General features: G+C 71.4%; 12 protein-coding genes. 2 read left to right on the top strand and 10 right to left on the bottom strand.

Annotated elements, in window-relative coordinates; all coding sequences use genetic code 11:
• Positions 1–95 precede the first annotated feature (95 nt).
• Complete coding sequence (locus tag GUY61_RS09280) at positions 96–1,457, bottom strand: hypothetical protein (RefSeq protein ID WP_166629597.1); 1,362 nt, start codon at positions 1,455–1,457, stop codon at positions 96–98.
• 210 nt (positions 1,458–1,667) lie between these two features.
• On the opposite strand from GUY61_RS09280, the gene GUY61_RS09275 reads away from it, so the two are divergent.
• Positions 1,668–2,159 (top strand): MaoC family dehydratase, encoded by a 492-nt coding sequence (locus tag GUY61_RS09275; RefSeq protein WP_166629596.1) that lies wholly within the window; start codon positions 1,668–1,670, stop codon positions 2,157–2,159.
• A gap of 93 nt (positions 2,160–2,252) precedes the next feature.
• Here GUY61_RS09275 and GUY61_RS09270 read toward each other — a convergent pair whose 3' ends face one another.
• The 8 genes from GUY61_RS09270 to GUY61_RS09235 all read right to left on the bottom strand — a co-directional run bounded on the left by GUY61_RS09270 (position 2,253) and on the right by GUY61_RS09235 (position 10,633).
• The gene (locus GUY61_RS09270; protein WP_166629595.1) at positions 2,253–3,020 is read right to left on the bottom strand and encodes a hypothetical protein; all 768 of its coding nucleotides are present in this window, start codon (positions 3,018–3,020) and stop codon (positions 2,253–2,255) included.
• A 322-nt stretch (positions 3,021–3,342) separates the two neighbouring features.
• Positions 3,343–4,380 (bottom strand): ornithine cyclodeaminase family protein, encoded by a 1,038-nt coding sequence (locus tag GUY61_RS09265; protein ID WP_166629594.1) that lies wholly within the window; start codon positions 4,378–4,380, stop codon positions 3,343–3,345.
• Positions 4,377–5,399, bottom strand: a complete 1,023-nt coding sequence (gene dmpG, locus GUY61_RS09260) for a 4-hydroxy-2-oxovalerate aldolase (protein ID WP_166629593.1) — start codon at positions 5,397–5,399, stop codon at positions 4,377–4,379. Before dmpG ends, GUY61_RS09265 begins: the two co-directional genes overlap by 4 nt.
• Positions 5,396–6,325, bottom strand: a complete 930-nt coding sequence (locus GUY61_RS09255; RefSeq protein WP_166629592.1) for an acetaldehyde dehydrogenase (acetylating) — start codon at positions 6,323–6,325, stop codon at positions 5,396–5,398. Before GUY61_RS09255 ends, dmpG begins: the two co-directional genes overlap by 4 nt.
• On the bottom strand, positions 6,312–7,328 hold the full coding sequence (locus tag GUY61_RS09250) for a CoA ester lyase (RefSeq protein WP_166629591.1): 1,017 nt from the start codon (positions 7,326–7,328) through the stop codon (positions 6,312–6,314). Before GUY61_RS09250 ends, GUY61_RS09255 begins: the two co-directional genes overlap by 14 nt.
• On the bottom strand, positions 7,325–8,599 hold the full coding sequence (locus GUY61_RS09245) for an aminotransferase class I/II-fold pyridoxal phosphate-dependent enzyme (protein WP_166629590.1): 1,275 nt from the start codon (positions 8,597–8,599) through the stop codon (positions 7,325–7,327). The genes GUY61_RS09250 and GUY61_RS09245 overlap by 4 nt, the downstream gene beginning before the upstream one ends.
• Positions 8,596–9,462: a cupin-like domain-containing protein gene (locus tag GUY61_RS09240; protein WP_313896588.1), complete on the bottom strand. Its 867-nt coding sequence runs from the start codon at positions 9,460–9,462 to the stop codon at positions 8,596–8,598. The genes GUY61_RS09245 and GUY61_RS09240 overlap by 4 nt, the downstream gene beginning before the upstream one ends.
• Before the next feature lie 10 nt (positions 9,463–9,472).
• Entirely contained in the window at positions 9,473–10,633 is a 1,161-nt protein-coding gene (locus GUY61_RS09235) for an MFS transporter (RefSeq protein WP_243766305.1), read from the bottom strand.
• Positions 10,634–11,341: 708 nt separating this feature from the next.
• On the opposite strand from GUY61_RS09235, the gene GUY61_RS09230 reads away from it, so the two are divergent.
• Positions 11,342–12,757, top strand: coding sequence for an aminopeptidase P family protein (locus GUY61_RS09230; protein ID WP_398954833.1), 1,416 nt, complete (start codon positions 11,342–11,344; stop codon positions 12,755–12,757).
• 121 nt (positions 12,758–12,878) lie between these two features.
• Here the strand turns inward: GUY61_RS09230 and GUY61_RS41495 are convergent, their stop codons facing one another.
• Entirely contained in the window at positions 12,879–12,995 is a 117-nt protein-coding gene (locus GUY61_RS41495; protein WP_166629587.1) for a DUF397 domain-containing protein, read from the bottom strand.
• Between the last annotated feature and the right edge of the window lie 181 nt (positions 12,996–13,176).

The following is a 13,176-nucleotide window of genomic DNA, read 5'->3' as shown; positions in this document are numbered from 1 at the left end:
CCGTCGATGACAAGCCTATGCGCCGAGGGCCGGGGACGCCCGGGCAGGCCCCCTGCCGGCCGCCCGTCTCCCGGTACGGGCGCCGCCGTCGACCGTCAGACGGTGACCACGCAGTCGTCGGAGCTGCCGGTGCCCAGGATGCTGACGATGCCGGAGCGGCCGTCGCCGAAGAAGCGGGAGAAGATGCCCGCCGGGCGGCCGCCGAACAGCAGCGGACCGAAGACCGGGGCGACGTCGGCGTCGTGCGGCTCGTCCGCGCCGTCGGCGATCATCGCCAGCCGGGTCGTGCGCGGTGCCACGAACTCCTGCACGATGCTGGTGCCCGCGTCGGCGGCCGCGGTCACCGCCGCCTCCCACGTCGCCCGGTCCGTCTCCCGGCCGAGGACGACCTGCTTGCCGCTCATCCCGATGCTCTCCTTGAGCACCAGCGACTCGCGGTGGTCCACGGTGTACGGGACGAGGTCGACCTTCCGTGCCCCCCGTGTCGTCCAGCGGTGGGAGAGAACCCGCGTCCACGGCAGGTAGGTGTCCACCAGGGCCCGCTCGGCCGCGCTCATCCACGGCCGCCCCTCCGACAGCAGACCCATGGTCAGCTTGCTGGACAGGAACGTCGAGGTCTGGGTGCCCACCAGCAGGCAGCCGTTGTCCAGCGCGGCCTGCACGGGGGCGGTGTCGATGCCCAGTTCGGCCCAGTCGGGGATGGTGAAGTCCCGCAGTCCCAGCGGGTAACGCAGGTGCGGCGGGCAGTCCCAGGCCTCGTGCAGGTCCTCGGGCTCGAAGAAGCGCGCGGTCACTCCGCGGCTGTTGAGGTGGTCGGCCTGCATGTCGAAGTAGCGGGTGGCGCCTCCCTGGTCGCGGGCGCTGCCCACCAGGGCCACCCGCGGCGCCACCGCGAGCTCCGCGCACAGGTCCCGGAACATCTCGGTGCGCACGGCGAACGGGTCCTGGCAGCCGAACGGCACCCTGCCGGAGCCGTCGGCGTACAGCTTGCGCCACACCTCCAGGCGGCAGTGCGTCTCGACCGCGCCGCCGAGGGCGCCGCTGACGTTGAACTCCAGGAACCGCGGCCCGTCCGGCCCGATCACGACGTCCGGCCGGACCACGCAGTCCGCGTACCGCTCCTCGGCGAACTGGTCTTCCACGAACAGCTGGTGCTCGCTCTCGGGCATGCTGTACGCCGCGAGCCTGCCCCGCGTGGTGGGCGCGGTCTCCAGGGCGGTACGGCGCACCAGGTCGAGCAGGGCCGCGGTGGTGCGGAACAGCTCGGCGTACGACGCGCGCGGCAGCGCGATCGGCGCCGCGGGCAGCAGCGGCTGGTGCGGCCAGCCGGTGTCCCGGATCTCGTGGTGCAGCATCTCGCGGATGGTGTGCGCGGGGGCCGCGGGCGCCAGCCGGTGCCGGCCGAACCACGGGTGCCCCGAGGCTGCATGGACACCGACGTCCTCGAGCACGCTCATCCGCCATCTCCCAAGCCATGGGTGGGTACGGGGCGCGCGCAGGCGCCATCACCCGTGCAGCATATAACCAGCCCCGGAATCGGCGGAGTTGAAGCGTGGAGCGCCGATAGGCTGGGGAACCGGGGGCGGGCTGCCGCCACATCGGCGCCGCCGCCCTGCGGGGGCCGCGCGCCGGTGCGTTCCGAACCACCGCACACGGGAGATCGACGCATGACGCTGCGCCGCGTCCGGGACAACGAGTACGTCGAAGAGCACGGCGGGGACTACGAGGACTTCGAGCCCGGCATGACGATCCGGCACTGGCCGGGCAGGACCATCACCGAGACCGACAACACCTGGCTGACCCTGCTGACGATGAATCAGCACCCGCTCCACTTCGACCGGGCCTACGGGGAGGGAGCGGAGTACGGACGGGTCCTGGTCAACAGCGGCATCACCCTGTGCCTGGTCGGCGGCATGACCGTGCAGGCACTGTCCGCGCGAGCGGTGGCCAACCTCGGCTGGGACAAGGTCCGGCTGAAGGACCCCGTCTTCGTCGGCGACACGCTCTACGCGACGAGCCGGATCCTCGCCAAGCGGCTGTCCAAGTCCCGGCCGGGACAGGGGATCATCACGGTGGAGACGACCGGCTCGAAGTCGACCGGCGAGACGGTCATCGTCTTCGAGCGCTCCTTCATGGTCCGCTGCCGCGAGACGGGTTGACGCGGACGGCCTGGTGGGCCGGGTACGGGGCCCCGGGCAGCGCCCGGGGCCCCTCGTTCCACCGGAGGCCGGCACCGGCCGCCGGCGGGACCGTCAGCGCAGGGTGACGGTGTCACCGGCCGAGATCCGCCGGGCGGTGGTGGTGGTCCCGGGGAAGTACCAGCGCCAGGTACCGGACGCATTCGCGGTGACGGTCGTGCGGAGCTTGCCGGACGTGCCGCTGGTCACCGTCTTGACGGTGGCGTAGGACGAGGTTCCGGACTTCTTGAACTGCAGCTTGACCTGCTGGCCCGTGTATCCGTGGTACTTGCGGGTCTCCCAGTTCGCCCGGGTCAGCGCACCCGTCACGGTGAGCGTGCCGCCCCTGGCGACCGGCTCGGGACTCGCGTCGGTGCTCAGCCGGGAGGCCCGCTTGACCTTGAACCGGGCGATGTTGTCCGAGATCCAGTAGTCGCCGTCGTTCGCCTTTACCGTGGCGTTGACCTGGTACCAACCGGCGGAGGCGTTGCCGCCGTTGTCCGTGAAGTAGGTCGCGGCGAACTCCCCCGTCGCCGTGCACACCGACGTCGTCGCGGACACCTTCTCGCACTCGGTCCCGAGCCACTCCGGGTCACCGCTTCCGTTGTTCACGGAGAAGGCGGAGATACGGGTCACCCCCTTGACCCCGGAGTCGTCCTTGATGGTCATCTCGACCGGGAACCGGACCGGGTTGGTCGTTCCCACGACGACGTTGGTGCCGTTGTCCACCACGGTCTTGACCACCCGGATGTCCCCCCGGCCCTCGGCATGAGCCACCGTTGCCGTAGCCAGGCCCGTTATCCCCGCCACGACCGCGGCACCCCAAACAACCCTTGTACGCATGTCCCTCCCCGGAACTCGACGCCGATGTCCGGGGCCGCGGACGCGTCCCGCACGGCCCGGACGCCGGCGTGAACAGACTGGTGAGCGTATCGGTGATCTCGCCCTTGCATGAGACGGACGCCGTGCCCCGCGCGAGTTGGCCCGAGGGCGCAAGGTCTGTATGATCATCACTACTTCGGTGCGCAGCACACGGCACGGAAGTCGCGCGTCTGTGGTCCAAGGAAAGACGCCCGCCAGCCGGCGGGAAATGTAGGTGCAAGGCCTGCCGGGCGCTCCATACGAAGGTCCCCGTACTCACCGAGTACGGGGACCTTCGCCGTGTTCAGCGTCCGGGCGGCGCGGGCGGCGGGGGTGTGCTCAGGGCCGCCGCGGCGGCCGTGTCCTCGATGGCCAGGCCGACGCCGCGGAACACCGACGTACGGTGGTCCGCCTGGCGCGGACCGCCGGCCAGGGAGCCCAGTTCGTGCAGCGCGTCCTCGGTGAGCAGGCCGCCGGACAGTGCGGCCCGCACCTCGCCCGCCTCCGCGACCGCGGCCGACCGTTCCTCCACGACGACGAACGCGTCCGCCAGCAGGGCCGGTTCGACCTCGACCGCGTCCTCGTGGGTGCCGCCGATCACGTTGACGTGGGCCCCGGCGGCCACCCAGTCGGCGGCCACCAGCGGCGTACGGTCGCCGGTCGAGGTGGCCGTACAGATGACCTCGGCGTCCGTGACGGCATCCTTCGCCGTGCCGCACACCGTGACCCGGACCGGGCGGTCCGCAGTGTCGCGGACCCACCGCGCGAAGACTTCCGCGCGGTCCCGGGTGCGGGAGTACACGCGGACCGACCGGACCGGGCGTACGGCGGACACGGCCCGCACCAGCGCCCGTGCCTGCACTCCGGCGCCGAGCACGGCCAGGTCCCCCGCGTCCTCGGGCGCGCACAGGCGGGTCGCCAGAGCGGCGACCGCACCCGTGCGTACGGCGGTCAGCTCGGCGCCGTCCAGCAGCGCGGTGATGCGCCCGGTCTCCAGGTCGGTCAGCACGACGACGCCGTGGATCAGCGGCAGTCCGCGCCCGGGGTTGTCCGGGGTGAGCGTGGTGATCTTGACGCTGCCCACGCCGTGCCGCTCCCAGACCGCCGTCCCGGCGAGCAGCTCCCGCTGAGAGCCGTGCCCGCCGGGGTCGCCGTGCCCGATGATCGTCCGTGCCGGGGACCGGGTACGGCCCGCCGACAGGTCGGCGAACACCTCGGCCAGCGTGTCGATCACCCGCAGCAGGCGCTCCGTGCCCGCCATGTCCGCGGCCCCGATCATCACCGGCGCGGTCGGCGCGGTCGGCGCGGTGGGCCCGGTGGCGGTCCCGCTGATCCCCGTCATACGGCGGCCCTCGGCGTGCCGGCACGGGCGCTCAGCTCGGCCACCACGTCGACGATCAGATCCTCCTGCCCGGCGATGGCCTGGCGCCTGCCGAGTTCGAAGAACACGTCGCGCGGATCGACCCCGGCCCGCCCGGCCAGGTCGAGCACCTGGTGCTTGAACCCGGAGAACACCCCGGCCATGCCGCTGACGATGCTCAGCGAGCCGGTGACCGGCGGCGCGGGCATCAGCTCCCGTTCGGCGAACTCGGCGGCGTCCAGCAGTGCGTACAGGTCGATGCCGGTCCGGAAGCCGGTGCGTTCGAGGACCGGCACCAGCACCTCAAGCTGGGTGTTGCCCGCCCCCGCGCCGAAGCCGCGCGCACAGCCGTCGATGATCCCGGCGCCCGCCTCCGCGGCCGCCACCGAGTTGGCGACGGCCATGCCGAGGTTGTTGTGGCCGTGGAAGATCACCGGTACGTCGACGGCTCCGGTGATCGCGCCGATCCGCTCGGTGACGTCCCCGGGCAGGAAGTGGCCCGCGGAGTCCATGATGCCGACCGCCTGCGCCCCGTACCCGACGACGCGTCCGGCCTGCTCGGCCAGCTCCGCCGGAGTCGCCATATGACTCATCATCAGCACGCAGTGCGCCTCGGCACCCTCCTCCCGCAGGAGGCCGAGATGGCGCTCGGCCAGCGAGGCCTCGGTGCAGTGCACGCCGATGCGGATCACGTCGGCGCCGTGCGCGACGGCCTTGCGCAGGTCGTCGGAGGTGCCCCAGCCGGGCAGCATGAACACGCCCATGCGGCTGTGCCGCAGGGCCTCCCGCACGGTCGACAGCATCACGTCGTCGCTGACGGCGGCCCGCCCCACCTGGAGGGAGGAGGCGCCGAGGCCGTTGCCGTGACCCACTTCGACCACGGGGACGCCTGCAGCGTCGGCCGCCTCCGCGTAGCCGCGCAGCGCCGCCGCGCCGAGCTGGTGCCGTACCGCGTGCTGGCCGTCGCGCAGCGTCGGGTCGTGGACGACCACCGCGTTCACCGTGCCACCCCCGTCCGGGCGGCCGTGGCGAGCCGGGCCGCGTGCTGCTCGGCGACCAGGACGGCGGCCGAGTCGATGATGTCCAGGTTCCCGGCGTACCCGGGCAGCACGTCGCTGTGCGCGGTGACTTCGAGGGAGACGACGACCCGGTCGCCGGTCACGGCGCAGGCGACGACCTCGTAGCCGGGCGCGAACGCACGCACCCGCCCGGCCGCCTCGGCGACCACGGCGCGCACCTCCCCGGCGGCGGCCGCGGCCCCGGGGACGACCGCGTGCACGGCCGTACGGAAGCCCGCCGGCGGTACCGCCGGGCTGATGTTGAGGATCGCCTTGGTGTCACGCACCCCCGAGAACGCGGTGACGGCGTGCTGGGTCGTCGCCACGTACTCGTCGAGGTTGAGCCTGGTCGCCCGGCCCGCGACGGTGCTGGCGACCGTGGAGACGACCTCGATGTACTCGACCTCGAAGCGGCCCGCGAGCGCGTGCGCGACCGGGACCGAGGCCTGCCCGCCGCAGCTGATCAGGCTGATGTTGCGCCCGGCCGGCGTGCCGGTCACGGTCGGCACCACCATCTGCCCGGTCCGGCTGGGAGTCAGGTCGATCAAGAGCGTCCCCAGCGGTTCGAGCAGCCGCCAGTGCTCGGCGTGCGACATCGCGTTGGTGGCGTCGAACACCACGTCGAAAGGACGCGGGGCGGCGAGGATCGCGTCGATCCCGCCCGCCGTGGTGGGGCAGCCGAGCCGGGCCGCGTGCCGCAGGCCCGCGGACTCGGGGTTGCGCCCCGCCACGAGGCCGACCTCCAGGACGGGGGAGCGGTGGATCTTGCCGACCAGGTCCTGGCCGATGGCCCCGGTGCCGATGACGGCGACGGTGAGGGGCGGGACGGTGTCCGGGCCGGCGGCGGTGATGTCCTCAGCGAGGGCCATGTCCCGCCTCCCCGCCGTCCTCGGCCTTCGCGTCCGCCCACTGCTCGCCGTCCGCGCCGCTCCCGCCGTCCGTGCCGTCCTCGGCCTTCGCGTCCGCCCACTGCTCGCCGTCCGCGCCGCTCCCGCCGTTGCGGCCCTCACCGGTGCCGTTCCCGCCGAACCGCTCGGCCCACGCCTCCCCGAGCGACACCGTCGCGCGGGCCAGCCGGGCGAACGGCGGGCCGACCATGTTCCCGTCCAGTACGGCGATGCCGCCGTCCGCTGCCCGTACGGCCTCGGTGACGCGCCGGGCGTGACGCAGGCGGTCCCGGTCGGGCCGCAGGGCCCGGTTGATCGCGTCCAGTTCGCCGGGATGCACCGTCACCTTGCCGTGGAAGCCCAGTTCGCGGACCCGGACGATCTCCTCCGCCAGGGCCTCGGGCTCTGAGAGCCGGAAGTTGGCGGTGTCGATGCAGGCGGCGCCGTGCCGCGCGCAGGCCAGGGACATCGCCTGCCGGGCCCCGAGCAGGCCCGCCCAGGTGATTTCGATGCCCAGGGCGGTGGCCAGGTCCGCCGAGCCGAGGATCAGCCCGTCGGCGGCCGCGGCGATCGCGTCGACGCCGGCGACGGCGGCCGGCGTCTCCAGCGTCACGTAGATCTCCGGGTGCGCCCCGGCCGAGGCGAGGGTGTCGCGCATCAGACGCACCTCGACCGCGGACTCCACCATCGTCATCACGACCAGGCCGGGCCGCACGGCGCACTCGGTGAGCATCGCCAGGTCGTGCACCGCGTCGATGGTGCCCAGCGGGTTGACACGTACGGCGATGTTCGCCGGCTCCGGCGCCTTCTCCAGCGCGGCACGGCACACCGACCGTGCCGCGTCCTTCCGCCGGTGCGGGACCGCGTCCTCCAGGTCGATCAGGTGGACGTCCGCGTCGTAGGACCAGGCCTTCACCACCCAGTCCGCCGACAGCGCGGGTGTGTAGAGGATGCTGCGCGGGATCGCTCTGACGCTGTCCGTCATCGGGCCGCCTCCGGACCAAGCGGGGCCGCCTGCCGGGCGCCCACCTCGGCGAGCACCGCGCACAGCGCGCGGACCTGCTCCTCGGTCTGGCCCGCGCGGAGCATCACCCGCAGGCCCGCGGTGCCGCGCGCGACGATCGGGAAGAACACCGGGGAGACGTAGAACCCGGCCTCGAAGACACGGCGGCCCGCCTCGATCACCGTCGAGTCGCTCATCGGCACGAGCCGGATCGGGTAGGTGCTTCCGGCCTGCTCTGTCTCGACGAGCGAGTCGAAGAGGGCGATGTTGGCGTAGAGCCGGTTCTGCAGCGTGGTCAGCTCGGCGGTCCGGTGGATCTCCGCCGACGCGAGGCCGGCGCCGACCGCGGCGGTGTTCAGCAGCTGGGAGTAGTTCAGGGCGCCGCCGAAGCGCTCGATGACGCGCAGCGTCTCCTTGGAGTACCCGTCGAGGACGATCGCCGCGCCGCTGGTGCCGAACGCCTTGTTCAGGGTCACCACCACGATGGTCCGCTCGTCCAGCACCGGGCTGTGCGAGCGGACGTAGCCGATGCCCCGTTCCCCGTACGCGGACAGCGAGTGGGAGTCGTCGTAGTAGACGAGCAGGCCGTACTTGTCCTGGAGCTCGGCCAGTTCCTTGACCGGGGCGTATCCGCCGAGGCTGTCGCTGCCGTCGCAGACGTAGGCGACCCGGGCGTACTTCTTGCAGGCGTCCTCGATGAAGTCGAGGTCGTGGTGCGGCGAGGTGACGACCTCCGTCTCGTCGGCACACACCGGTTTGAGGTTGGCCATCGAGACGTGGGCGTTCTTGTCGAAGATCATCAACGGCCGCGTGCCGTTGCCCAGATGCCCCGAGGCGATCAGCGGGAGCAGTCCGAAGGTCGCGGTGCTGGCGGCGATGGAGCAGACGACGTGGGCGCCGAACAACTCGCCCAGGGACGTCTCCAGTTCCAGCATGGCGGGGATCTGCACCCGGCTGCGGGCTATGCAGTGGTCCAGCACGCCGTAGCGGCGCATCGCGTCGATGCCGCCCTCGATGACCTTGGGGTGGGAGTCGAGGTCCAGGTAGGAGCAGCAGCTGAAGTTCACGAACTCATGGCCCTCGCCGATGAACTCATGACCCTCCGTGGTGCGCAGTACGCCCCCGTCGAGGTCCGCCACGATGCCGGCCAGTCCGTTGCGCTCGGACATGTCCCAGAACTCGTTGCCGATACCGATCAGCTTGTCGTTGTTGCGGTACCGGTGCGCCGGGGTGATGGCCTTGCGCTCCGTCATGACGCCGCCTCCGCGGGCTCGTAGTTGTAGACGCCCCTGAGCTTGCGGTACACGGCCGTGTAGAGCGCCACGCCGAGCACGTACGGCCTGCGCAGGATCTTCGGGTCGCGCAGCCAGAAGTTCATGTTGATGTTCATCTCGTCCAGCGACTCGGCCTGGTGCCACCAGCCGAGCGGCAGGTAGAGCATCTGCCCCGGTTCCAGAATCAGTTCGCGGCGCTGGGCCAGCTTGGACGCGAGCCTGGGGTAGCGCGCCCAGTCCACGTCGTCGAAGTCGAAGACCTGCGACTTGTCGCCGAATCCCCGCTTCAGGGACCTGGGGTAGTACTCCCAGAACCCCGGGGGCGCCAGGACGAACCGTTTGCGGCCCTCCAGGGCGACGTTGAAGTTCTCCAGCTCGTCGAAGTGGCTCTGGGTGAACACTCCGCGGTGGCTGATCCACAGGTTCGCCGCGTTCATGGAGCGCCGGTAGTCGAACAGCCTGCCCGCGTCGAAGCCGAGGATCGCGTTGACGTCGGCGGGGCTGTTGCGGATGTTCGACACGATCCGGTTCCACGTGCCCGGGTCGGTCTGGTAGCGGTCGTCCTCGAAGAACTCGCGGAGCGGGATCTCCCGGGTGGTCCAACGCTCCGAGTTCCGCTTGTCGCTCGGCTCGGTGAACAGGGTCACCCTCATGTTTCCGAGGCGCTCGGCGACGCCTTCCCTGCCGAGACCCTCCGTGCCCTTCGGCAGTGTGATCACCACCGGGACGTCGGCCCGGATGAGGGCCTCCCGCCCGAAGGCCATGAACTCGGCGAACGAGATGCGGGGAACCGGTAGGCCCCCCGTACCGTCCCGTTCGGACGCAGGATGTGCTGTGCTCACAACTCTGCCCTCATTGTTCTAGTACGGCCATTTCCGAAGTCGGCTGCGGATCCTCTTTCCCCTTCCGCAGAGCCCGCTGCCCCGCGAGGCTCAGTCCCAGGGCGACCAGTCCGCCACCGACCCCCGCCCATGCCGCGTACGCGGAACTGCCCAGGTCGGCCAGGGCCCCGCCCGCGGCCGTGCCCGAGCCGATGCCGAGGGCCCCGGCGCTGGTGAGCCAGGAGAACGCCTCCGAGAGGGAGCCCTTGGGGGCCACCGACTCCAGCAGGGTGCTGCCCGCGATCAGCGCGGGGGAGATCGCGATGCCCGCGACGACGGCGAAGAAGGCCATCACGAGGGAGGAGTCGACGAAGGCCAGGGGGACCACGCCGAGGGTCAGCAGGAAGGTGGTGACGGAGAGTAGCCGCGCCTGGGGGAGGCGCCAGTTCACGGCGCCGTAGGTCACGCCGGCGATCATGCTGCCCACCGCGATCAGCGACAGGAACACGCCGGCGAGCCCGGGGGACGACTGCTCCCCGGCGAACGCGATCATCGTGACGTCGACGGCGCCGAACTGGAAGCCCATCCCGGCGTAGGCGATCGTCAGCACCCAGACGCCGGGCACCGTGATCGCCCGCTTGGGGCTGTGGCCCGGCGTCGGTTCGGACGCCGGCTCGGACCGGCGGTGCAGGGCGACGGCGACGGAGCCGACGGTGGTCAGCAGCAGGCAGGCGACCAGGCCCGCGGACGGGTGCACCGCGGACGCCAGCACGGTGACCACCAGGGGCCCGAGCAGGAAGATCGTGTCGTCCAGCATGGATTCCATGGCGTAGGCCGTCCGCAGGGCTCCCTGGTCGACCATCGTCGCCCACCGCGCGCGCATGAACGAGGTGAAGGAGACCGAGGTGCAGCCGGCGGCCACCGCCGCGACGACCAGCAGCAGCAGCGGGGCCCTGAGGAGGATCGACACCAGCAGCAGCGACATCCCCACGGCGTGGGCCAGACAGGCGGTGAGCAGCACCCGCCGCTGGCTGTGCCGGTCGGCCAGCCGGCCGAGCACAGGGCTGGCAACGCCCTGGGAGACCAGCATCGCCGCCGCCACCGTCCCCGCGTCCGCCAGTGACCCGGTGAGCGCGGAGATCATCATCAGACAGGCGATGGACCGCATGGCGATCGGGAATCGGCCGACCATCCCCCAGAAGGCCAGCGCCGCGGCGCCGGGCGCCCGCAGTAATCGCCAATAGGACCGGAGTCCTGAATTCGCCCCGGATGTACTTTCGGACACAATGCTCCCGTCAGTGCAGAATGGCTTACCAGAAAATTCCCGACGGTCTGGCGTCGGAAAACCCAGTGCCATCACACATCAGGGCGCCATGATTTCTTTCACCGGCTGTGCCGCCCCCCGTGCCATGTGCCCCCTACAGCAGTTGGCATGCTAGGTGTGCCGCTACAGGCTGTCAATACCCGAACACGAGTCGGCGGTTGGCCGAAAAGCGCGTTCACGGAAGGCTGGAGGTCGAAATTCCGGATGTTTTGCACCCGTTGCCGGTTGTGCCGGTGGCCGACTTCTCCGGACTGGCGCCGTTTGAATGATTCGCGCGCCACGCAATTCACGTCCTGAATTATCCTGGTAGGTCACGGGGCGCTGAGGCAATATCGCCGGAATGTGTGCGCGGGGCGGCTGCGGGCCCAGGAGCGGCATACGGCCTGATACGGCCACATCTCACGGACTGAGACCAGACCCGTACTCGTCCGCCCCTACGATGGCTGCCGCCCGCATGCGACGCGGAAGGCAGTCTTGACCGACCCCGATTCAGGAGGCAGCGTGACCGAGCGGACGTCCGAGGGCCAGGAGCCCGGCCAGAAGCCGGAGAGCACCGAGGGCGAGAACAGCGAGACCATCAAGCAGCGCAAGAACGGCCTCGAGCGGGGTGTGAGCGACGAACTCGCCGAGAACATGAGGCAGGGCTGGGCCGACACCGAGCGGCACGACCTCGACCCCATCCCGCAGGCCGCGCACACCGCCCGCCGCCGCGCCGAACTCTCCGCCCGCTTCCCCGGCGAACGCCTGGTGATCCCCGCCGGCAACCTGAAGATCCGTTCCAACGACACGGACTACCCCTTCCGCCCCTCCTCCGAGTACGCCTACCTGACGGGCGACCAGACCAGGGACGGCGTCCTGGTGCTGGAACCCACCGAGGACGGCGACCACGAGGCCACCGCGTACCTGCTGCCGCGGTCCGACCGCGAGAACGGCGAGTTCTGGCTCTCCGGCCAGGGCGAGCTGTGGGACGGCCGGCGCAACAGCCTCGCCGAGAACGCGCGGCTCCTCGGCCTGCCCTGCAAGGACGTCCGCAAGCTGGCCGACGAGCTCGGTCGGGCCACAGGGCCGGTCCGTGTCCTGCGCGGCCACGACACCGGCGTCGAGGCCGCCCTGCACGACAAGGTGACCGCCGAGCGGGACGAGGAACTGCGCGTCTTCCTCTCCGAAATGCGCAGGATCAAGGACGACTTCGAGATCGCCGAACTCCGCTTCGCCTGCGAGGCCACCATCCGCGGCTTCGAGGACGTCGTCCGCACCCTCGACAAGGCGCAGGCCACGTCGGAGCGCTACATCGAGGGAACGTTCTTCCTGCGCGCCCGCGTCGAGGGCAACGCCGTCGGCTACGGCACGATCTGCGCCGCCGGCCCGCACGCCACCACGATCCACTGGGTCCGCAACGACGGCGCGGTACGCCCCGGGGAACTCCTCCTCCTCGACGCCGGTGTGGAGACCCGCAACCTCTACACCGCCGACCTCACCCGCACCCTGCCGATCGACGGCCGCTTCACGCCGCTCCAGCGAAAGATCTACGACGCGGTGTACGACGCGCAGGAGGCGGGGATGGCGGCCGTGAAACCGGGCGCCCACTACGGGGACTTCCACAGGGCCGCACAGCGCGTGCTCGCCGAACGGCTCGTCGAGTGGGGCCTGTTCGGCGACATGGACGTGGAGAAGGTCCTCGAACTCGGCCTCCAGCGACGCTGGACCATGCACGGCACCGGCCACATGCTCGGCATCGACGTCCACGACTGCGCCGCGGCGCGCACCGAGATGTACGTCGACGGCACGCTGGAGCCCGGCATGGTGCTCACGGTCGAGCCCGGCCTGTACTTCCAGCCCGAGGACCTGACCGTGCCCGAGGGGTACCGGGGCATAGGCGTCCGCATCGAGGACGACATCCTCGTCACGGAGGACGGCAACGAGAACCTCTCCGCCGCACTGCCCCGGCAGGCGGACGAGGTCGAGGCCTGGATGGCGGACCTGCTGGCCTGACGCCGCCCCGCCCAGGGGCCTGCCGGCCCCGGCACGACGAGAGCGCCCCGGAACCGGAACCGGACATGGTCCCGACCTGGTCCTGGACCGGTACGCCCGGGGCGCTTTCGCGGTGTGCCGGTCAGGACCCGGCGGCGAAGGAGACGAACTCCGTCCAGGAAGCGGGGGAGAGGGCGAGCTGGGGGCTCCGCTCGACCTCGGAGCCGCGGACGTGGACGGCCTCGGAGGTCGTGGCCACCTCGACACAGCTGTCGCCCGAGCGGCCTGTAGCTGCTCTTGAACGTGTTCGACCGGGTGCCGGTCGGCAAGACCGTCCGTGCGGAACCGGCCCTGCCGGGCCGCCCGCCCGCGGTGGCCGGACACTGGGGCGTGGCCTCTTCTGCCTGACGCCGCAGGCGGCCCCGGGGGTGGACGGGGGC

The organism is Streptomyces sp. GC420 (genome assembly GCF_009916105.1).
GTDB lineage: Bacteria > Actinomycetota > Actinomycetes > Streptomycetales > Streptomycetaceae > Streptomyces.
Note: the sequence above shows the minus strand (reverse complement) of the source record. Positions and strands in the feature narration are given on the sequence as shown.